Source organism: Streptococcus sp. HMSC071D03 (assembly GCF_001812125.1).
GTDB lineage: Bacteria > Bacillota > Bacilli > Lactobacillales > Streptococcaceae > Streptococcus > Streptococcus pseudopneumoniae_N.
The window spans coordinates 22,015-45,038 of sequence record NZ_KV807817.1 but is presented as its reverse complement, the minus strand read 5'-3'; the positions used below and the strand labels follow the sequence as shown (position 1 = coordinate 45,038).

Below are 23,024 nucleotides of genomic sequence, written 5' to 3'. Positions count from 1 at the left end.
CTGATAGTAATCTTGGACATAAGGGCCAAGCGGTGGCGGACACCAGAACGAAATCCGATAGCAATCTTGGACGTAAGGGCCAAGCGGTGGCAGACACCAGAATAAACCGACTGACTAGGTGGCTTACAGACTCTGTAAACCACCTTTTTTGTGAGGAAAATATGGAAATTATGGAAAATATGGAAAATTTTGAAGTTTATCGTAATCCTAATTACACCGAAAAAATAAAACTTCAGCGTTTTTTTACACAGTTACAAATTGCGGCTTCTTTTTTTAAAAAACACTTTGTTGGCAAAATCATGTATTATGAAACGGAAATTGAAAGTGTTGAGCTTCATTTTTCACCTACTAATTTCATGCACCTATGTGGTGTTGATTACCAAAAAGGTGCAGGCAGTTTCTTTGACGATTGTTTAAATAAACATGTCATAATTGATGAGTTGAAAATAAAAAAAGATGGAACCACGATGCAAAAGTTACAAGTTTTAGGATCCATTGAGGAGTTATTGGGAAAGCATGTTCATCTAACTGGTTCAGGACGTTATTTGCATTTGGAGTTTGATTATGCTCTACGTACAAGAAAACAGATACTAGCATTAACATTGAAAGAGACCTCTAGGAAAATTGTTCCTCAATCTTTATTAGATTTGAAGAGAAAGACAGTATTTCCAAAAGGTGAAAAAGTAATTTCCATTTACTCAAAACATTTACAAACATCGGAACTTTTTTATTATTTAAAAGATTAGTTTACATATCTTTTGTGGCATAAAATATATTTTTATCATTTTAAGGAGAACGAGGTTTTGGCTCGTTCTCTTTTTTGTTGTGATACTTCTTTCAAGGAATATTTGGTAGGATTGGAGTGAAAAAAGATTAACTAGGAAAGAAGGAAGTATATGGAAGCCATTTATCAACGTGATTCGGATCAAGATGGACTAACTGATGCTCAAGAATTGGCGCTAGGAACCAATCCTCTTAGCGCAGATTCTGATGGTGATGGTCGTTCAGATTTAGTGGAAGTAGAAGAAGGAACCAATCCCTTAGAAAAGGATTTTCAAGACATAGACCAAACAAGTATAACTGAACCATCTTCAGTATTTATGGAAATGAAACAAAAGATTTCGGATATGATGGAGAGTCACTACAAGGAATTTATACAGGCTCTGATTAGTATTGAAACAGGGATTGAAAACGAACAAGACCTTGAAGACTTATATACTTACTACATGAGAACAGATGCCGTTTCTCTTTTGTCTAGTGATTTAGAAACCAGTCCTCAAGAGGTTGAAATGGAGATAGAGTTGTAGGGGAATCATGTGATTCTCCTATTTTCGTATAGATGAAAGGAGCAATAATGGAAGTAATGCAATTATTGGCTATGTTTCGTGGAACAATTCCAAAAGATAGAGAGAAAATGGACTTATTTCTTCGTTATCAAGCGCAACATTTTGATGAGAAATGGCAGGACTTGGTAGAGAGTTTTTTGGCTGAAGAGGGCAAGATAGAAGAGATACCTCATGTATATTCGTTTCATCAAGATATTGTTTCTTTCCTAGAGGCTAGTTCTGAAAATAATGACCAAGATTTAGAAAGTTACACAAGAAATTTTGGACAAGCAGGTCTAGATAAATTATCTCAATTAAGCAATTGGGAGAAAAACTTGGTTCTAGAAGTCGCAACCTATAACCTTTCCACTCGATTTCACATTCAATCTGAAAAAGAGAAGCTAACACCATTAAGTGAGCTTGTATTTCATCAGAATCAGGATGTCAATTTAGTCAATGTCTATCGGGTTGCGAATAATCTATCTGACCGCATTAGTAGAGATATAGAGGAGTTTCTTCTAATGGTTGATTCCAAAGAACTAAAAAAAGAGGTTCTTCTAATGGTTGATTCCAAAGAACTAAAAAAAGAGGTTCTTGAGATTCATTTTGAAGAAAAAGAAGGAGATGTTCTAGCCTATTTGGGTTCAGAATTGATGGCTACTTTAGATACTGTTACGGATCTTGTCCATCATGAAGAAAACTACCAACAACTTCCACTGACACAAAAACTGAAGATTATTACTCATTTTGATGATGTAAAGGCTAGAAGCGAAAAGTCTAAGCAAGTAGCGGAAGCGGTCTTACCTTTAGATAATATTGACCAGGTAGAAGAAAATGTGGAAGTTCATTCCCTATCTAAAGTAGATAAAATTGTAGAAGAAGCTTTGAGGGAATATCCAATCGGTTCACAAGTAAGTTATAAAGGACAAGCCTTTCAGTTGGTTTCGATTGAAAATGCACAGTTAAATGACTTAGTTCGCCTAGAGCTATTCAATGATTCCAACCAGTTATTTGAAGAAAATCCTATCTTATACTTGAACAGTTTAGAAGAGATTGAACAAGTATTGTCTCATGTAGAACTTGAAAAAGAAGATTCAGAGATTGAGATTGATTCATCAAGTGAAAATCAGGAAATAGATTTGTTTTCCTATATGGAAGAGGATAATGAAAAGGAAAAGGAAACAAAACCTTTAATTTCAGGTATAGAAGAGATGGATGTCCCCGTTCAAGATTTTGTTTTTCCAGATGATTTAGAGGACTTTTATCCTAAGACAAATCGAGAAAAGATTGAAACGAATATCGCCGCAATTGAACTTGTTAAAAGATTAGAAAAAGAGGGACGACAAGCGAATCCAGAAGAACAAGAGCTACTAGCCAAGTATGTCGGCTGGGGTGGTCTTGCCAATGAATTTTTCGATGAACTCAATCCAAAGTATGAAACAGAACGTTTAACTCTTAAGAGCTTAGTAAGTAAATCAGAATACTCAACTATGAAACAAAGTTCTCTCACAGCCTATTATACAGACCCAATGATTATTCGCCAGATTTGGCAAAAATTACTGGATGATGGTTTTGAGGGAGGGAGGATATTAGATCCTTCTATGGGAACTGGGAACTTCTTTGCGGCTATGCCTAGAAGTATACGAGATAAATCAGAACTCTATGGGGTTGAATTAGACAGTGTGACAGGCGCAATCGCAAAACAACTCCACCCCAATACCCATATTGAAGTGCGAGGATTTGAAGAAGTGCCCTATCAAAATAATAGTTTTGATTTAATCTTAACGAATGTTCCTTTTGGAAATTTTCGCATTGCCGATAAAAACTATGATAAACCTTACATGATTCACGACTACTTTGTCAAACACTCACTTGATTTAGTAAGAGACGGAGGACAAGTGTCGATTATCTCATCTATCGGGACAATGGATAAGCGGACAGATAATGTCTTACAAGAGATTAAAACCAACACTCATTTTTTAGGGGGAGTTCGTTTGCCGGATACGGCTTTTAAAAAGATTGCAGGTACTCGTGTAACCACAGACCTCCTCTTCTTTCAAAAGGATCAAGCAAAGAATCTTAATGAGGAGGAACTTGTTTTTAGTGGTTCTATTCTCTTTGAGGAGGATAAGCGTGTCTGGATTAATCCTTATTTTGATGGGAAATACAACACACAAGTTTTGGGTGAATATGAGGTACGTAATTTTAATGGAGGAACCCTCAATGTTAAGGGGGAATCAGAAACATTAGCTACTGACATAATGAAAGCATTAGAGAATGTAGAAGCTCCTAAACAAATTGACAATTCTTTGAAAGCACCTGTTTTTATCCAAGAAGAAGTGGATAATTCTATCCCAAGTCGTATACGTGAGGACTTAACGCTCTATTCTTTTGGATATGAGGGAAATCAAATTTATTACCGAGATACGCATGGCATTCGGAAAAGTTCAAAAGTTGACGAAATTAGTTATTATGTAGATGAGAAGGGAGATTTTAAAGCTTGGGACAGTTCTTTGTCTGAACATAAAATAGACCGATTCGTGCAACTTCATTTGACTGATGAGGAAGCACTAGATGTTTACAAGTCAGAAGAAGCGAGTAAAAGGGGGAAATATAAGGGACTGTTCAAAAAAACTATCTTTTATGAAAGTCCCTTATCGGATAAGGATATTAGTCGCATTAAGGGCATGGTTGATTTGAGAGAGACCTATCAATCCTTAATTGAAATTCAACGTCATCCAGATTATAGTCGGACAGATTTTCAGGTATTACTTAGTAAACTCAATCGTGACTATAATCGCTTTGTAAGTCAATTTGGATACTTGAATGCCTCAGTCAATCGGAACTTATTTGATAGTGACGATAAGTATTCTTTATTAGCAAGTTTAGAAGATGAATACATTGATTCTAAAGATCAGAAAGTAAAATATAAAAAATCTTTAGCCTTTGAGAAAGCATTGGTTAGGCCGGAGAGAGTGATTACAAGAGTATCAACGGCTTTAGATGCCTTAAACTCTAGTTTATCGGATGGTAGAGGGGTTGATTTAGACTATATGGTATCAATTTATCCCGAACATAGCCAAGCTGCTATTTTAGATGAGTTAGGTGACCAGATTTTAATGGATCCAGAAAGCTATTTAAGAGGGGAAAGAAAATACCTTTCTAAGAACCAGTTTTTATCAGGAGATATTCTCAACAAGATAGAAGTAGTTCAACTATTAGTGGAGGAAAACAACCAAGAATATGATTGGAACCATGCTTTAGATTTGTTAGAATCTGTTCGCCCTCCAAGGATTCATCTGGCAGATATTGAGTTTAAAATAGGGTCACGTTGGATTCCTCAATCCGTTTATGGTAAATTTGCCTTTGAATGTTTTACCAATCGTGAATTTGAATTGTCTTCGCCAGATGTTGAACAAGTCATTGAAGTGAATCCTGTCGATGGCCAGGTTCATTTAAGGACATCATTTGCTTATCGCTATCCAAGTGCCAAAGATAGTAGTCTTGGAGTTAGTGGGTCACGTTATGATACAGGAAGAAAGATTTTTGAGAATTTACTTAATTCGAACCAACCGACGATTACCATGACTGTTACGGAAGGAGAAAAGAAAAAGACCATCACAGATTTGGAAAAAACCTCTGTTCTAAGAGCAAAAGAGCAGCATTTACAAGAGCTCTTTCAAGAATTTGTCTCACAGTATCCAGAAGTCCAACAAGTCATTGAAGAAAGTTACAATCGTCTTTATAATCGGACGGTTAGTCGAGAGTATGATGGTAGCCATCTAGTCATTGATGGCTTGGCACAAAACATCAGTCTTCGTCCTCACCAAGAGAATGCCATTCAAAGAATTATAGAAGAAAAAAGAGCCTTATTAGCTCATGAGGTAGGTTCAGGAAAGACCTTGACCATGCTTGGTGCTGGGTTTAAATTAAAGGAGTTGGGGATGGTTCATAAGCCCTTGTATGTGGTGCCCTCTAGTTTGTCTGCTCAGTTTGGCCAAGAAATCATGAAATTTTTCCCTACTAAAAAAGTCTTTGTGACCACTAAGAAAGATTTTGTGAAGGCGAGAAGAAAACAATTTGTTTCTCGTATTATTACAGGAGATTACGATGCCATTGTCATTGGGGATTCTCAATTTGAAAAAATCCCTGTCAGTAAGGAAAGACAGATGAACTATATAGAGGATAAACTCAATGAACTACGAGAGATTAAAACACATTCTGAAAATAAGTATACCGTTAAAGAAGCAGAGCAATCAATAAGTGGTCTAGAGAAACAATTGGAAGAACTCCAACGCTTTAATCGTGATAGTTTTATTGATTTTGAGAACTTAGGAATTGATTTTCTCTTTGTGGATGAAGCACATCACTTTAAAAATATTCGTCCAATTACTGGACTTGGAAATGTAGCAGGGATTACCAATACAACCTCTAAGAAGAACGTGGATATGGAAATGAAGGTTCGACAGATTCAGGAAGAACATGATTTTAAAAATATTGTCTTTGCGACAGGAACACCTGTTTCCAATTCTATTAGTGAGTTGTATACTATGATGAACTATATTCAACCAGATATCTTAAAACGCTATCAAGTTGATTATTTTGACTCTTGGGTAGGTGCTTTTGGAGAAATTCAAAACTCTATGGAATTAGCTCCTACAGGGGATAAGTACCAACCTAAGAAACGATTTAAAAAATTTGTCAATCTACCTGAGTTGATGAAAATCTATAAAGAAACAGCCGACATTCAAACACAAGATATGTTAGATTTACCTGTTCCAGAAGCTCGTATTATCCCTATTGAGAGTGAGTTAACTAAAAACCAGAAACTCTATTTAGAAGAATTAGTTATGAGATCAGATGCGGTTAAATGTGGAACAGTTGATCCAAGCCAGGATAACATGTTAAAAATTACGGGTGAGGCACGAAAATTAGCTATTGATATGCGTTTATTGGACTCTAGTTATAGTCTAGCAGACAATCATAAACTGCTTCAGGTAGTAGATAATGTTGAGAGAATTTATCGAGAAGGAATGGAAAATAAGGCTACTCAGATGATTTTTTCAGATATTGGAACACCTAAGAAAAAGGACAATGGCTTTGATGTTTATTCTGAGATTAAGGCTTTATTAGTTGATAGAGGAGTCCCTAGTAAGGAAATTGCCTTTGTACATGATGCCAATAGTGATGAAAAGAAGAATAGCTTGTCTCGAAAGGTCAATGCAGGAGAGGTGCGGATTCTTCTTGCCTCAACTGAAAAAGGAGGAACAGGTTTAAATGTTCAGAGCAAGATGAAAGCAGTTCATCATCTGGATGTACCGTGGAGACCAAGTGATGTAGGACGGATTTTGCGGACATTCAAAATAAAAAAGAATGTGGAGGTAACAGACAATGGCAAAATCATTATTTGAGGAACTGGGCGGCAAATACGAAAGGCAAGGGGATTATTTGATACCGTGCTTAACTGTACCTGCCGAAGAAGAACAGGCAATAGGCATCTGGGGGCAACGGCATTTAGATTATCTAAAACAGTACCGTAAAGTTACATACACCAATCTTCTTACAAGCGGCAGGCTAAACGCCTACCTTGCCGACATCAACAGACAGGCACAGGAACGCTTTGAAAGGCTCATAGAGGGTATGAAACAGGCACAGGGCATAACGGAACAGCTAAAGGCAGAAAACGCCTTAGAATGGACAGGATGCCTCAATAACATAAGGGCTTGTGCGAGGGAGATTGTGGAAAAGGAAATTATTTTTGCATAAACAGATGATTAGTGGCAGGGGGAAATCCTGCCGCTTTTTCTGCTTTAGTTTGTCAGCTTGACAAATAAAGGGTTAAGGAATATAATTAGATTCAGTATTATACAAGGAGTTAATAAATATGCGGCAAGGTATTCTTAAATAAACTGTCAATTTGATAGTGGGAACAAAAAGTAGCAGTCCCGTTTCACTTTTAATATGGGGCTTAGTTTTTTGTACCCAGTTTAAGAATACTTTTATCATGTAATTTTATATGCCCGAAAACATATAAGTGTTTTGGGGCTATTGGAGTTATTTACCCAGTGATAGGAGTATTTATCACTGGGTATTTTTATGCCCTTTTTTGGGTGTTGATAGGAGGAAAATCACATGAAAATAATTAACTTAGGCATTCTGGCTCACGTTGACGCAGGAAAGACAACATTAACGGAAAGTTTATTGTATACCAGTGGTGCAATTGCAGAACTAGGGAGCGTAGATGAAGGCACAACAAGGACAGATACAATGAATTTGGAGCGTCAAAGGGGAATCACTATCCAGACAGCAGTGACATCTTTTCAGTGGGAGGATGTAAAAGTCAACATTATAGATACGCCAGGCCATATGGATTTTTTGGCGGAAGTATACCGTTCTTTATCCGTATTAGACGGAGCAGTATTATTAGTTTCTGCAAAGGATGGCATACAGGCACAGACCCGTATACTGTTTCATGCACTACAGATAATGAAGATTCCGACAATTTTTTTCATCAATAAAATTGACCAAGAGGGGATTGATTTGCCAATGGTATATCGGGAAATGAAAGCAAAGCTTTCTTCGGAAATTATAGTGAAGCAAAAGGTTGGGCAGCATCCCCATATAAATGTAACGGACAATGACGATATGGAACAGTGGGATGCGGTAATTATGGGAAACGATGAACTATTAGAGAAATATATGTCAGGGAAACCGTTTAAAATGTCAGAACTGGAACAGGAAGAAAACAGGAGATTCCAAAACGGAACGTTATTTCCCGTTTATCACGGAAGCGCTAAAAACAATCTGGGGATTCGGCAGCTTATAGAAGTAATTGCCAGTAAATTTTATTCATCAACGCCTGAAGGTCAATCTGAACTATGCGGGCAGGTTTTTAAGATTGAATATTCAGAGAAAAGGCGGCGTTTTGTTTATGTGCGTATATATAGCGGAACATTGCATTTGAGGGATGTTATTAGAATATCTGAAAAAGAGAAAATAAAAATCACAGAGATGTGTGTTCCGACAAACGGTGAATTATATTCATCCGATACAGCCTGCTCTGGTGATATTGTAATTTTACCAAATGATGTTTTGCAGCTAAACAGTATTTTGGGGAACGAAATACTGTTGCCGCAGAGAAAATTTATTGAAAATCCTCTCCCTATGCTCCAAACAACGATTGCAGTAAAGAAATCTGAACAGCGGGAAATATTGCTTGGGGCACTTACAGAAATTTCAGATGGCGACCCTCTTTTAAAATATTATGTGGATACTACAACGCATGAGATTATACTTTCTTTTTTGGGGAATGTGCAGATGGAAGTCATTTGTGCCATCCTTGAGGAAAAATATCATGTGGAGGCAGAAATAAAAGAGCCTACTGTTATATATATGGAAAGACCGCTTAGAAAAGCAGAATATACCATCCACATAGAAGTCCCGCCAAATCCTTTCTGGGCTTCTGTCGGGTTGTCCATAGAGCCGCTCCCTATTGGAAGCGGAGTGCAGTATGAAAGCAGAGTTTCACTTGGATATTTAAATCAATCGTTCCAAAATGCGGTTATGGAGGGGGTTCTTTATGGCTGCGAGCAGGGGCTGTATGGATGGAAAGTGACAGACTGTAAAATCTGTTTTGAATATGGATTGTATTATAGTCCTGTAAGTACCCCCGCAGACTTTCGGCTGCTTTCCCCTATCGTATTGGAGCAGGCTTTAAAAAAAGCAGGGACAGAACTATTAGAGCCATATCTCCACTTTGAAATTTATGCACCGCAGGAATATCTCTCACGGGCGTATCATGATGCTCCAAGGTATTGTGCAGATATTGTAAGTACTCAGATAAAGAATGACGAGGTCATTCTGAAAGGAGAAATCCCTGCTAGATGTATTCAAGAATACAGGAACGATTTAACTTATTTCACAAATGGGCAGGGAGTCTGCTTGACAGAGTTAAAAGGATACCAGCCAGCTATTGGTAAATTTATTTGCCAACCCCGCCGCCCGAATAGCCGTATAGATAAGGTTCGGCATATGTTCCACAAGTTAGCTTAACAGCTTGCAAAAGTCATATAAAATGAGATTTGAAAGGATTAGAGACTAATTATGATGAAATGCGAATGGATATTGTGTCCTGTTTGTGGGAGCAAAACCCGTAATAAAATTAGGAAGGACACTGTTTTGGAGAATTATCCCCTTTATTGTCCAAAATGCAGACAAGAAAGATTGATTAAAGTTGACAACTTGAAGATAACTGTCATCAAAGAGCCAGACGCTTAAGACGCAGAGCCGATGAAATTGTGGAACAATTCACGAATCATCGGCTCTTTTTGTTTCGTATTTGAAAGAACAAACTCACCAAATAAAAAAAACGATATTCGGGTGGGTTATTTTGTTATACCCTAAATTACCCTCTGAATTTGTTTTTAAATTTGGAGGGATTTTTTTATGTCCTTTTTTCGGGCAGTTATCTATCTGCTCATACGAAGCAAAATTTATCAATACATAGCATATCAGAGAACGGCAGGAAACCAGTTAAAAAAATTTCTGCCAGTGCAACGGTACTTCTCACCTTGAAAGTAGAAGTACAATCTCCATACAATAGAATTACTATTTCCTATAACCGTAAAGGTCACAGAGCCTTTGCGGTTTTTCTTTTGTCGATTTTTGTTGGAAAGTGCCGTAGGGCTGTTTCTGATATGCGGTGTCGTTCTCCGCCTCTCCATCTGGATTTTTTACATTTCAAAAATTCAGATGGGAGGTATTTATGGTGAAATATGCACCAAGAAAGGTATATATCAGAGAAAGTGGCGGCTATGTGGAATTATCCTACACGGAGTTCTGCCGTTGCAGGGAATCCGACCAGACCTATATGGACAAGCTGTTTATCCCCATTCAAGGCTGTCTGCTTGAAGTCGTGAGGGAGCAATACACAGACTTCTACCGTGACAAGGAACGGTGGCGTTATCTGCAAAAATTAGATACAAAGAATAGACTGCTATCTCTCGACGGATTTACGGACAGCGAGGGGAATCCTCTGGACTTTATCACTGATGAAGCGGTGGACATTGCAGAAACCGTTGTCAATGCGGTCATGGTGGACAGGCTGAAAGCCGCCCTGCCTTTGCTGTCGGATAGTGAACAGGAGCTGATACAGGCAATCTTTTTTGACGGACTTTCCGAGCGTGAAGTCGGGGCGAGGTTGGGCATAACCCAGAGCGTTGTAAACAAACGCAAAGCCAGAATCCTAATAAAACTAAGAAAGATAATAGAAAATTAAAATTTAAGGCGTTCAGCCCCCTTGTTTTTTCCTTTGGGAAGATGAGGGGGCTTTTCTCTGCCCTCTCAATCAATTCTGATTGGAGGAAGTAAGAATGGCATACAACCACGGACGGGAGGACAGGAAATGGCGTATCTGGAAAGAAGCGGAGGAAAAGCTGCTGCGTGAGTGCGGCGTTGATGAAGCGACCATTGAGCAGATACGCATGGCGGACAGGGCAGACTTCAATTCCAACAGGCGGTTTTACCGATGGACGAATGACGTTGCGGAATATCTTGAGGACATGGCAGGCAGGGAGCGGCAGGCGGAAGTGGGTACGGTTGCGGAGTTACTGGAAGAGATTGAGAGCGAAAATCTCTATCAAGTATTAGTCACGGTGGACGGGCGTACCTTGAAAATCGTCCTGCTGAAAATGCAGGGGTATTCCACAAAGGAGATTGCCCCGCTTGTGCATTTGACGACTGGTGCCATCTATGCGAGGTTAGACCATCTGCGGAAGAAGCTGCGGAAAATTTTATAGCTTCTAAAACAGCCTGCCATCCTGCGGGCTACTGGGTGAGGGATGGAAATCCCCTCACTCATTTTTTGCAGGAGGACAACAGGATGGCATACAGGGTTAAGGCATACACGCTTCGGGAGGAATCCACGGAAAGCGGCACAAGGTATTTTATCAGCTTTAAGGACGGGCAGGGCAAATCCCACGAGTTGGAAGTGTCGGAACAGTTCTTTATGGAGTTTCGGCAGATGGAGCGCAGGAACAGGAATCTTTTCTAATGGGACGAGCGGCACAGGGAGTTTAACGAGGTATGGGACGAAACCCTTTACAGACGGGCGTTGCGTGTGCCTAAGAGCCTTGATGAACGCATGGTTGAGGAAGAACGGAATGAAACGCTCTATAAGGCGGTTGGGAGCCTTCCAGAGATACAAAGGCGGCGTTTCCTGCTCTACTACGAGTATGAGTTCAATTTTTACCAAATCGCCGCTATGGAGCATTGCACCGCTTCGGCAATACAGAAATCTGTTGCGATTGCAAAGGAGAAAGTAAAGGCGGAAATTGAAGAAATATCTCCAACCGTGACCGACACCGCCCGAAAAAGAAATCTGTTTTTTATTTGTGTGGGATTGGCGGCATTACATACTCTCACTTTTTTCCGTGGGAGTAAATCTATTTTTAAGGAGGTCAACGCCTATGTGCAACGAAAACAAAGACACCGCCCGAAAGGAGGAAAGCCATGCAGAAGTTACAGACAGTCAACGCCGAAACGCTCCTTTATGAACCGCTTGAGAAACCATCCTTTGTGGTGGACAGCCTTATCCCGACAGGCTTATCGCTGTTCTGCGGCTCACAGAAGATAGGCAAAAGCTGGCTCATGCTGAAGCTATGCTTATGCGTGTCGCAGGGAATCCCTTTATGGGATATGCCGACAATGGAGGGCGATGTGCTTTACCTCTGCCTTGAGGACACGTTCTGCCGCATACAGGACAGGTTATTTCGTTTGACGGACGAAGCAAGCGGGCGGCTCCACTTTGCCGTGGCAAGCTGCAAGCTGTCAGACGGTCTTATCGTGCAGCTTGAAGATTATCTGAAAGATTACCCAGACAGCAGGCTCATTGTCATTGATACCTTGCAGAAAGTCCGTACAGCTTCAAAAGACAATGCCTATGCAAGCGACTATGGGGACATCTCCCTCATCAAAGACTTTGCCGACAGGCACTCTCTGGCGGTCATTGTCGTACACCACATCCGAAAGCAGAATGACAGCGACGTGTTCAACAAGGTGTCTGGGACGACAGGATTAACGGGGAGTGCGGACGCTACCTTTGTTCTGGAAAAGGAGAAACGTGCGTCTGACACCGCCAAGCTGTATGTGACGGGCAGGGACACGCCTTATCAGGAATACACGCTGCGTTTCCGTGATTGCCGTTGGGAGCTTGTGGAGCGGAAAACGCAGGAGCAGCTTGCGAAAGAAACGATACCAGATGTCCTTTTTCGGTTGGTGGATTTTATGAGGGATAAGGAAGAATGGATAGGCACGGCAACGGAACTGTTAGCCGCTATGGGGGAAACGGAAACCATACCCACGGTGATTACGAAATGGCTGAATGAATAACGCACCACATTTTTAAGCGAGAACCGTATCTGCTACCAGTACAGCCGCAGGAAAGACGGCAGGCGGATTGCCCTTGCAAGGAGGGCGGGTGACAGCGGTGATGGTGGTGACAGCGATATTAGGATACCCCCCTGTTACTGTCATTGACGCTTAAAGCCATGTAAAGCTGGCGGCTCTGCCCTGCGGGTGACAGCAGTGACGGTGGTGACAGTGATTTTAGGATACCCTGCCGCTGTCATCCCTACGGGAGAACACCCCGTAAACGCAAAATGCAGGCGTGAGATTTACTCGCCCTTTTCGGTCGTGTAAAACCACCCCTGCGGTCAGAAAAATCATTCCGATTTTTCCGACTGCGTTTACAGGGTGTAACACACTACACTTTGCCCTGCAAAGTCGTGTGCCAGACGTTCCCTCTGGACTCCCTTAAGGCAGGGCTGTGCCCTGCTATCCTACGCCTTACGGCTTCGGATAAAAGAATGGCGGCATGACGGTGACGGCTCTTGCGAGGGGGGTATCCCAAAAACACCGTCATCATCGACATGACCGTCATGCAGGGGGTGAGGGTGACAGTTGCGGCAGTCGGCAGGGGGTATCCCAAAACTGCTGTCACCACCGTCACCGCTGTCACCCCAAAGGACGGTCACCCGCCGAAAGAAAGGAGGAATCCGCCTATGCCTTATGCAATCCTGCGTTTCCAGAAACGAAAAGCGGGCGGCGTTGCGGCTTGTGAACGCCACAACGAGCGGAAGAAAGAAGCCTACAAAAGCAACCCAGATATAGATATGGAACGCTCTAAAAACAATTACCATCTCATAGCACCACCAAAGTACACCTACAAGAAAGAGATTAACCGCATGGTAGCCGAAGCGGGGTGCAGGACAAGGAAAGACAGCGTGATGATGGTGGAAACGCTCATCACAGCTTCACCAGAATTTATGAACCAGTTACCGCCCGAAGAACAAAAAGCGTATTTCCAGACGGCTCTTGACTTCATTTCGGAGCGTGTTGGAAAGCAGAATATCCTCTCCGCTGTCGTCCATATGGACGAGAGAACGCCCCATATGCACCTCTGCTTTGTGCCGATTACGCCAGACAATAAGCTGTCAGCGAAAGCTATCTTAGGCAACCAGAAATCATTATCCGAGTGGCAGACCGCCTACCATGAGCGGATGTCCTCACGGTGGAATCAGCTTGAACGGGGGCAGTCCTCAATGGAAACCAAGCGGAAACACGTCCCCACATGGCTCTATAAATTAGGCGGCAGGCTTGATAAACAGTATGAAGAAATCGTGTCTGCCCTATCCGACATCAACGCCTTTAACGCAGGGAAGAAAAGGGATAAAGCGTTAGATTTACTCTCTGCATGGCTGCCAGACGTGGAGAAATTCTCTAAGGAAATCGGGAAACAGCAGGCGTATATCGACAGTTTGAAAGAGAGAATTGGGCAGGAATCAGACTATGCGGGGCGTATGCGTGATGAAAAGTACGAGCAGGAACTAAAGGTGCAGAAAGCGAATCAGAAGATATTTGAATTGCAGAGAACCAACGAGCAGATGGGGCGGCTGCTGTCAAAAATACCGCCCGAAGTGTTGGAAGAATTGCAGAAAAATCATAGAAGCAGAGCGAAAGAAAGGTAGATATGTGAATGAAGAAACAGGATTTTAAGGTGTTAAAGACCAAAGACTTGTACCCGTTCCCCGACAATCCGTTTCATGTGGCAGAAGATGAAACACTGTCAGAGTTAGCGGAAAGCATCAAGGAATTTGGCATTGTCACGCCGATAATCACACGCCCGAAAGAGGACGGGGACGGTTATGAAGTGATTGCAGGACAGCGGCGTGTCCGTGCTTCTGAACTTGCAGGGATAAATACCGTGCCTGCGTTTGTCCTGCCCTTAGACCGTGACCGAGCCATCATCACCCTTGTAGACAGCAATTTGCAGCGTGAGAATATCCTGCCATCGGAGCGGGCGTTTGCTTACAAGATGAAATCCGAAGCCATGAAGCGGCAGGGTTTCCGCACAGACTTAACCTCGTCACAAGTTGTGACGAAGTTGCGGACGGACGACAAGGTGGCACAGGGCTTCGGCGTGGGCAGGATGACCGTGCAGCGTTTTATCCGCCTGACGGAACTGATACCGCCGATTTTGCAGATGGTGGACGAGGGGAAAATCGCCCTCACGCCTGCGGTGGAACTGTCCTTCTTGAAGAAAGACGAGCAGGAAAACCTCTTTGCCACGATGGAGAGCGAAGAAGCAACGCCCTCACTCTCACAGGCACAGCGGATGAAACAGTTAAGCCAGAGCGGGCGGCTTGACATGGATACGATATTTGCGATTATGACGGAGGAAAAGGGCAACCAGAAAGAAACCTTGAAAATCAACACAAGCAAGCTGAAAAAATACTTTCCGAAGAACACAACGCCGAAGCAGATGGAGGAAACCATCATCAAACTTTTGGAGCGTGAGTTGCAGAGGAAACGCAACCGTGACAGCCGCTAATCTTCTTTTTTCGGGAAGTAAATACAGAGAGTTGAGGTATGGAGAATGAGAGAAATCCAGTATGAAATCGTAAAGGAAATCGCAGTATTGTCTACGGGCGACAGTGGCTACACAAAGGAAATCAATCTCATTTCATGGAATGGGAAAGAGCCGAAGTATGACATCCGCAGCTTTTCCCCGAACCGTGAAAAGTGCGGCAAGGGAATCACGCTGAACGCTGATGAAGCGGCGGCACTCCTTAAAGCATTACAGAAAGAATTAAACAGCGAGGATTAATGGTATCTGATTGGCAGGGCGGGGACATTTCCAAACTCTTCCCTGCCCTGTCTGGAAAGGAAGATTTAAGTATGGGCGAGGATAAGAAAGCAGATAAAAAGAGAAAGCGTATCGTGCCAAAAGCACCAGTGCAGATGATAATCAGCCGTGAATATGTCGGCACACAGACCGTTACAGAAGCGTTTGTCCCGATTATCTCCGAGGATATTCGGAAGAAGATTGCCGAGGGCGACACCTTCGACAATGAGGGGCTGTCCGCTTAGAATGTACGCAATGGGACATGAAAACAGATAGGACAGATACGGAGGTTTTACAGTATGGCAGGAATCAAAGAAGAAAAGAAAATCTATTTAGTCGGCATTTATTGCCGCTTATCTAAAGACGATGGTACGGATAACGAGAGTGCGAGCATTGCGACACAGAAATCCATCCTCACGGATTATGTGAAAAAGCAGGGATGGCACATAGCAAAAACGTATGTGGACGATGGTTATTCTGGTACAAATTTCCAAAGACCAAGTTTCCAGAATATGATAAAAGACATTGAAAGCGGTCTGATAAACTGCGTGATTACGAAAGATTTATCCCGTCTGGGGAGAAACTATCTTGATTGTGGGTTATATCTGGAAGTTTTCTTCCCAGAGCATAACGTGAGGTATATAGCGGTCAATGACGGCGTAGATACCTTGAATAAATCTGCTATGGACATCACGCCTTTCCGCAACATTTTAAACGAAATGTATGCCGCTGACATATCTGTTAAGATAAAATCGGCATATCGGGCGAGGTTTCAACAGGGGAAATTCATGGGAACTACCGCCCCTTATGGCTATATCAAAGACCCTGCCGACCACAACCATCTGCTGATAGATGATAAAGTGGCACATGTTGTAAAAGAGATATTCGACCTTGCATTAAAAGGGAATGGAGTTGCCAAAATTTGCAGACATCTTAATAAACAGCATATCCTACGCCCTGCCGCTTATGCGGCGGAGCGTGGCGAAACAGGCTTTGAACGTCATTTTGAGGGGAACGAGGACAAACGCTATATTTGGAGTGGGAACAGCGTGAGGAGCATTTTAAGAAGCCCGATATATGCGGGAAATCTTGTAGGCTACAAACGGATTGCCGCCAATATGAAAAGCAAGAAACGCCCCTCTAAGCTGCCCGAAGAATGGGAAGTGATACCCAATACCCATGAGGGAATAGTCACGCAGGAGGAATTTGATATTGTCCAACAGCTTATTACAAGTCGTAGGCTTCCACAGAACAAGGGAGGATTTGTAAATATTTTTGCAGGCGTTATCAAGTGTGTGGACTGCGGATGTGCTCTGCGGGCAATGAACGTACACAGGAGGAAACGCCCAGAGATTATCGACTGTGTACAGTATTCATGTAATAATTATGCAAGAAACGGAAGAAGCGAGTGTAGTGCCCACAATATAGAAGCAAGGGATTTATTCAATGCCGTTCTTGCCGACATCAACTGTTTTGCGGATATGGCAGTGAATGATGAAAAGGCGGTCAGGGCCATAGAAAAGCGGCTCACGGAAACAGACCAGAGCAGGGCGAAAGCATTAGAGAAAGAACGTAAGAAGCTGAACAAACGCCTTGCGGAACTGGACAGGCTGTTTTCCTCTCTCTACGAGGATAAGGTCATGGAGCGTATTACCGAGCGGAATTTTGAGATGATGTCGGGGAAATACCAGAAAGAGCAGCTTGAAATTGAAGCAAGGCTGAAAGAGGTGACGGAAACTCTTAATGAAAGCTACGAGAAATCACGGGGAATCCGTGACTTCCTCGCCCTTATCCGAAATTATCAAGGCTTAAAAGAACTGGATGCAACAGTTATAAACGCACTCATAGACAAGATACTTGTTTCGGAGCGTGAGAAGATGGCAGACGGAACAGTGAAGCAGGAAATCAAGATTTACTATAAATTCATCGGCTTTGTCGATGAATTACATATCATACCTACAAAACGGTGGGCAGCAATGCCCGCTAAAAATTGTACGGTGTGCGGCGTTGAATATGTCCCGGGCTCTGGTGCATCAAGGTATTGTCCTGCTTGTGCCAAGAAGATACGGAGGGAGAAATCAAACGAGAGCAAACGCAGGAGCAGAGAACAGAAAAGGATAGCATGTATGAACTGTCCGCAAAAAATGACCGACTGACATTCAGCAACGCAATGGACGGATTATCCGACAGGGAGATGAAAACAAGGAAGTGGATATTTACCACTACATTACCAAAGGTTCGTTTGATAATTATCTATGGGCAACTCAGGAGAACAAACTCCGTTATATTAAGCAGATTATGACTTCTAAGGAGCCGATTCGTGCTGCAGAAGACATTGATGAGCAGACCATGACAGCTTCTGATTTTAAGGCACTAGCAACAGGTAATCCTTATCTCAAATATAAGATGGAACTAGAGAATGATCTAACTCTATTAGAAAATCAAAGACGCGCCTTTCAACGCAGCAAGGATCACTATCGTCACACAATCTCCTACTGTGAAGAAAATATGCCCATTCTTGAGAAACGATTAATCAAGTATGATGGAGATATTCAACAGTCTGAAATGTCGAAAGACCAGGCATTTTCTATGATGATAGGTAAGCAAGCTTTTGATCAACGAGCTGAAGCGGGGGAATCTCTACACCGTCTTATCCGTCATAATCAAGCTGACAGCAAAGAATTCCGTACCCTAGCTAGTTATCGAGGATTTGACATTAAAATGCTTAGTCTTCCAACAAATCAACCTCTTCCTGAAACTTTCTCTGTTAAGATTGTAGGAGAAAATCAGTATTCTGTCAGTTTAGACTTGTATTCTCCTTTGGGGACAATTCAAAGACTCCAACATACGATAGACCACATTAAAGATGACCAAGTGAAAACTCAGAACTTATTGGATGAATTAAAGGATAAATGGACTACTGCTAAGGTAGAAATTGAGAAAAATTTTCCAAAGGAAGAGGATTATCAAACTAAAAAGGGCGAATACGATGTACTCGCGCCATTGATTGAAACAGAAACGGATTTAGATATTATTGATCAGGCCTTACGACAATTCCACGAAAAAGGAAAAGAAAAGCAAGAACAACTTTCTTTTGAATTAGATTAAAAAATATATATAAATAGCGGACAAGAAAAGAAAAGCGCGGTAGAATAAAGATAGAAAGAAACGAGGTAACGATTATGATGGAAGATACCTATTATCAATTAGAAGAGGCTTTGGTACAGGGATTTCAAACACCTGAAGAATACCAATCCTACAAGGAGTTAAAGGAACATTATGAGGAAGTGACAGGCGATTACAGCTTTTCTATACGAGAACTTACTAGTCAATTGGAAATCGCTCTTCAGAATCATCGAGGTGTGGACTTTGAAGAACATGAAAAAGAGGAGTATTTGGACTTAGTTCAAAAATTAGAAGAGTTTGATTCCTCTCTTGCCACCCATTATCGTCAATTGATTGACTAGAAAGGAGAAAGTTATGAATGATTTACTCCTTATCCCAGTAATTTTTTTAGCAGTTGGAGGAATTCTTATTCTTTTATGGAGACTCTTTCTTATTGCCAGTGGACTTTTCCTGATTGGTTTTGTCAGTTTTCTTATTTTCGTGGAGGTTTATGGAATTTATTTGTTCTTTACTGAACCTACTTTATATTTTGATGATATCAGACAACATGGTTTAACTAGTTTTACGGCTGTGTACCTTTTCATCAATCTGATGTTGGTTCTAGGATTTAGTTGGCGCTTCATTAACTCCATTTATTTTAAAAAATAATTATTTTATAATTTTTTTATATTTAGTGTAAACTATTCAGTGCGTCCCAAATACGGGAGGTTTGTTTCTGATTTTCATATTTGGATTATAATATTCTCATCAGAGTTACTTAAGGAGTAAGATATGAACCAGATTATGAAACAATATAAATTACTATATTTCTTGATTATTTTATTAAGTCTGACAAGTGCTCTTTTAATGACATTCTTCTCTCTCCAATTAGGAAGAATACTTGATAGTATATCTAATTCAAATAGTGGATTACTCTTTCATATCACTATTTGTGTAAGTTTAATTTTACTGTGGTTCTTTATCTCTTGTTCTTATTCCTATCTTAAAAATCAATATGTAAAAAAAGTTATTATAGATCTAAAAAAGGGTCTCTTATTACATTATTTATCGCGTGAATTTAACCAAATTGACAACCGTAACCATTCAGATTTCTTAAATAATATCACCAAAAATAGTGACCTTATTCAAGAAAATTTATTGATTCCTAGAATCTCTCTAATTGCAAATTTAGGGACCCTTATCATGAGTGTGGTTGCCATTATCTATATAGAATGGCGATTAGCATTAGTCTTTCTTTTATTGTCGAGTATAACGATTTTTCTATCTCAAATTCCTGGAAAGTTAATGACTAAAGCAACTAATAATTATTCCCTACAAAATAGTCACTATTTGTCAAAAATGACAAACTTTATTAATGGTTTTGAACAAATTAAGTTATTAAATATTCAAAGCTGGACCCAAGAAAAAATTCAGGGAATCAGTTTAGAATTTGAAGAGTCCAGAAAGACATATCAATTCTTAAAAGACTTAGCTTCAACTACTGGAATTTTACTAAGTTTTGGCTCTCAACTATCCTGTATGGTCGCTGGTATCTTTTTTGTAAGAAATAACTTACTGACTATTGGACTACTAGTAGCAAGTATTCAATTATTAAACGGTGTTTTTGCTCCACTACAATCTATTCTTTACAATAAAAATTTAATCAGCAGTAGCAAGTCCATTATTGATAATATCCAAGAAAATCTATATGAGACAAATCATGGAACTTTCCATAAAACAAGTACAATTGATTGTGATAACATTTCGACTATTTCTATTAGCCAATTATATTATGAAATTGAAAATAGAATATTATTTGATCATTTTTCCTATGAATTTAAAAAAGGCAAGCGCTATGCGATTATCGGTGCTTCAGGAACTGGGAAAACAACTTTAGTAAAATTAATACTAAATTATTATCCAAAAAATCTTTATGATGGAGAAATAAAAATCAACGGAAAACAGAATATTGATATTCCCTCAGAGGAGTTATATAAAGATATTGCGTTTGTGCAAAAAAATGACTTTCTAATTGAAGGCAATATTCTAGAGAATATCAAATTGGCTAGAAACCTTCATTTAACTGAAAAATTAAGAAAATCCTTAGGTTTTAATGAAGACTTCCTTCGTAAAAACCTAGCTCAATCAAACAAAATCATTTCAGAAGGAGAAAAGCAACGAATTGATTTAGCTAGGTTTTTAGTCAAAACATATTCAGTTTATATATTTGACGAACCTACAAGTAACCTTGATCCAATAAAAGCAAAAGAAATAATGGACTACATTCTATCCATTAAAGATGCAATTGTTATTGTCATTACTCATGATCAAAATCCAGAAATATTGGAAGAGTTTGATCACGTTATTACCTTATAGATAAATGGCCTAGTCTACTAAATGAATGATGTGTTTCTCAAAGTATTGTTTGTAATTTTTGTAGATTGTTTTATTGAATAATTCAAAAATTTTTAAAGCATCTTCTATTTTTAAAATTGATTTTTGATTACGATGAAATTTAAGTTCAAAAAATCCTTCTAAATACAAAAGAATAGTTTGTTCAAAAAAATCTGTGGAATTAGATAATATATTCTTAGTAGCTTGTTTTAAAAATAAAGCTTCCTCATATAAGCTGTTTTCAATCATAATAAGAAGTGAATTAAGAAGTAATTGAACGAGAGCTTGTTTATTTCTAGGTATAGAACTATACAACTTTCCTTTTTTAAGCGCCTCTTTGGCATATCTAAATAATAAATTTGGTAATATTGCTCGACAACAATTTCCAAGAATAAGAATTTCGTAATATCCCCAGTTTTCAACAGAAAATAAATAATTAGTAAGATAAGAGGTGTCTTGATTACTCAATTGATGAGTATTATCAATTCCATAGATAATACTTTCAATGAAAATAGCGTTTAACTTATGATAATGAGATTTGGTTTCTCTAAACAGTTCCATCTCTTTGCTTACCATATTAAGTAATGATTTGATTTCTTGATTGTATGCAGCCTGTTGAACTAAGCGTATCAAGGTATTGAAGTCTGAAGGCTGATAATTATTACATGAAAGCAAAAACTCTTCTAGTGTTACACCTATTTTTTCAAGTAGATATAATAATTTAAAAAATGAGATTTCTGTCTCTCCTAATTCAAATCTAGATATTTGAGACTTTGAAATTTCTGCACCTGCTAATGAAGAAATAGAAATACCTTTTCCTTCTCGTATTTTTCTATAAGTTTCACCTATAATCATATTTATCTCCATTTACCATAAAAAATCATTAGAAAGCGTGACAGATTATGAAAAAATACTATCAAATCTTTTTATTATTATTTGATATTATCATTATTATTGGATTATATCAATAAAATTAATGAGTGTGTGAAAATTCAATACTAGGAGAAAATGAAATAAATATTTCCACAATAAAACGTATGATATCAAGTTTTTTGGAAAGCCTCTGTTCGTAAATTATTTTAACTCATAGTTGATGATTCCACAAATTGAAAAGTTTTAAACTTAGCATTTAAACGCTCAATTTTAATACGTATTACAACTATCTCTATTAAACTTCTTATCCTCTACAGTCGATACATGCTTTTTAGAACTTTTTAAAGGAAAAAAGATATCTCATGAATATTCATAGTATCTAAATAACAAAAACAAGTAATTGCTCTGACAAACTTGACCTATACTTTCTTTAAAAAGAGTAAAATAATGTGTATGACCATCTCAAAAAACTAATTGACAGGCACGAAGTGTCGTTAAATAGATTATGATTGTGTCTTTATGGTGTATATCTTTTTCCAGGATAATTCTTACTTTGGTTTCTTTTAGGACATTGAAATAGGACTTTCTGTGACATCAATAGCTATAGTGACACTTGTTGATTTTAAGTTTTCTAAGTCAAATAGACTTGAGGAATGAAGAGTATATTCTACGAATGTTAATGTTCAGTGACTATCACTAGTCCAAGACCAAAATCAAAAAACTAGAAGATGTTGAGTTGATTAATAGCATAAATAATGCAAGTTCAGAATTAACTGTTTTTCTAGACTTAAAGTTTTTGTGCCTCCTCCTTTACAGTGTTTGGATTTATAAGTTGTATCTAGACAGGATATCTTTGTTGGGAAGGTATCCTTTTTGACACTAATAAATAAATTAAAGTTCTCAGGAGTTAGTTGCATGGTTTTTCGTAAATAGTTTTCTTAACTATAGTATAGCATAGTACAGTATGGCACTTTATTTTTTCCAATAAGTCTATTATACCCCAAGGACAGCTGGTTTTAATTTTTTCTCTGTACTGTACGATTTTGCGCCAGAAATGTAGGAATTACCTTTCGTTGTGATGTGATAAAACTTACAAATCTTTTTTGTTATTCTTGACCTAGTTTTTATAGAAAGAAGGTCTAAGA

At 39.4% G+C, this 23,024-nt stretch carries 16 protein-coding genes and 4 pseudogenes; 19 read left to right on the top strand and 1 reads right to left on the bottom strand.

All coding sequences use genetic code 11. The annotated features are described in order from the left end of the window. The first annotated feature begins 161 nt into the window (after positions 1–161). The 19 genes and pseudogenes from HMPREF2837_RS09970 to HMPREF2837_RS09885 all read left to right on the top strand — a co-directional run bounded on the left by HMPREF2837_RS09970 (position 162) and on the right by HMPREF2837_RS09885 (position 20,988). Positions 162–746: a PBECR4 domain-containing protein gene (locus tag HMPREF2837_RS09970; RefSeq protein ID WP_226962306.1), complete on the top strand. Its 585-nt coding sequence runs from the start codon at positions 162–164 to the stop codon at positions 744–746. 150 nt (positions 747–896) lie between these two features. Continuing rightward, positions 897–1,307, top strand: a complete 411-nt coding sequence (locus tag HMPREF2837_RS09965) for a thrombospondin type 3 repeat-containing protein (RefSeq protein ID WP_075230915.1) — start codon at positions 897–899, stop codon at positions 1,305–1,307. A gap of 47 nt (positions 1,308–1,354) precedes the next feature. Further along, positions 1,355–6,709, top strand: a pseudogene (locus tag HMPREF2837_RS09960) (DEAD/DEAH box helicase family protein); the annotation flags it as partial. A gap of 7 nt (positions 6,710–6,716) precedes the next feature. Continuing rightward, a complete protein-coding gene (locus HMPREF2837_RS09955; protein WP_001129922.1) occupies positions 6,717–7,091 on the top strand; it encodes a TnpV protein in 375 nt (124 codons plus the stop codon). Between the two features lie 366 nt (positions 7,092–7,457). After that, complete coding sequence (gene tet(O), locus HMPREF2837_RS09950; RefSeq protein ID WP_000691758.1) at positions 7,458–9,377, top strand: tetracycline resistance ribosomal protection protein Tet(O); 1,920 nt, start codon at positions 7,458–7,460, stop codon at positions 9,375–9,377. Between the two features lie 51 nt (positions 9,378–9,428). Next, entirely contained in the window at positions 9,429–9,602 is a 174-nt protein-coding gene (locus tag HMPREF2837_RS10955; protein WP_002779755.1) for a cysteine-rich KTR domain-containing protein, read from the top strand. 490 nt (positions 9,603–10,092) lie between these two features. Then, a complete protein-coding gene (locus HMPREF2837_RS09945; RefSeq protein ID WP_105116765.1) occupies positions 10,093–10,602 on the top strand; it encodes a sigma-70 family RNA polymerase sigma factor in 510 nt (169 codons plus the stop codon). 94 nt (positions 10,603–10,696) lie between these two features. Beyond that, entirely contained in the window at positions 10,697–11,122 is a 426-nt protein-coding gene (locus HMPREF2837_RS09940; protein ID WP_000323895.1) for an RNA polymerase sigma factor, read from the top strand. Between the two features lie 83 nt (positions 11,123–11,205). After that, positions 11,206–11,680: pseudogene (locus tag HMPREF2837_RS11910) on the top strand (RNA polymerase sigma factor). A 154-nt stretch (positions 11,681–11,834) separates the two neighbouring features. Further along, positions 11,835–12,860 (top strand): annotated as a pseudogene (locus HMPREF2837_RS09930) (AAA family ATPase). Positions 12,861–13,384: 524 nt separating this feature from the next. Next, positions 13,385–14,350, top strand: coding sequence for a MobV family relaxase (gene mobV, locus HMPREF2837_RS09925; RefSeq protein ID WP_001820668.1), 966 nt, complete (start codon positions 13,385–13,387; stop codon positions 14,348–14,350). 8 nt (positions 14,351–14,358) lie between these two features. After that, positions 14,359–15,213: a ParB/RepB/Spo0J family partition protein gene (locus HMPREF2837_RS09920; RefSeq protein WP_000743700.1), complete on the top strand. Its 855-nt coding sequence runs from the start codon at positions 14,359–14,361 to the stop codon at positions 15,211–15,213. A 45-nt stretch (positions 15,214–15,258) separates the two neighbouring features. Next, a complete protein-coding gene (locus tag HMPREF2837_RS09915; protein ID WP_001206986.1) occupies positions 15,259–15,489 on the top strand; it encodes a YdbC family protein in 231 nt (76 codons plus the stop codon). A 71-nt stretch (positions 15,490–15,560) separates the two neighbouring features. Continuing rightward, complete coding sequence (locus HMPREF2837_RS09910; RefSeq protein WP_001820669.1) at positions 15,561–15,752, top strand: hypothetical protein; 192 nt, start codon at positions 15,561–15,563, stop codon at positions 15,750–15,752. 54 nt (positions 15,753–15,806) lie between these two features. Continuing rightward, positions 15,807–17,663 (top strand): recombinase family protein, encoded by a 1,857-nt coding sequence (locus HMPREF2837_RS09905; RefSeq protein ID WP_001820670.1) that lies wholly within the window; start codon positions 15,807–15,809, stop codon positions 17,661–17,663. After that, positions 17,656–18,615 (top strand): annotated as a pseudogene (locus HMPREF2837_RS09900) (helicase SNF2); the annotation flags it as partial. The gene HMPREF2837_RS09905 and the pseudogene HMPREF2837_RS09900, both read left to right, overlap by 8 nt. Positions 18,616–18,689: 74 nt before the next feature. After that, positions 18,690–18,974: a DUF5962 family protein gene (locus HMPREF2837_RS09895; protein ID WP_049548778.1), complete on the top strand. Its 285-nt coding sequence runs from the start codon at positions 18,690–18,692 to the stop codon at positions 18,972–18,974. A gap of 13 nt (positions 18,975–18,987) precedes the next feature. After that, positions 18,988–19,281 (top strand): DUF5966 family protein, encoded by a 294-nt coding sequence (locus HMPREF2837_RS09890; RefSeq protein WP_049548777.1) that lies wholly within the window; start codon positions 18,988–18,990, stop codon positions 19,279–19,281. 123 nt (positions 19,282–19,404) lie between these two features. Beyond that, entirely contained in the window at positions 19,405–20,988 is a 1,584-nt protein-coding gene (locus HMPREF2837_RS09885; RefSeq protein ID WP_049548776.1) for an ATP-binding cassette domain-containing protein, read from the top strand. 9 nt (positions 20,989–20,997) lie between these two features. Here HMPREF2837_RS09885 and HMPREF2837_RS09880 read toward each other — a convergent pair whose 3' ends face one another. Then, positions 20,998–21,861: a helix-turn-helix domain-containing protein gene (locus tag HMPREF2837_RS09880; RefSeq protein ID WP_049548775.1), complete on the bottom strand. Its 864-nt coding sequence runs from the start codon at positions 21,859–21,861 to the stop codon at positions 20,998–21,000. Positions 21,862–23,024 lie beyond the last annotated feature (1,163 nt).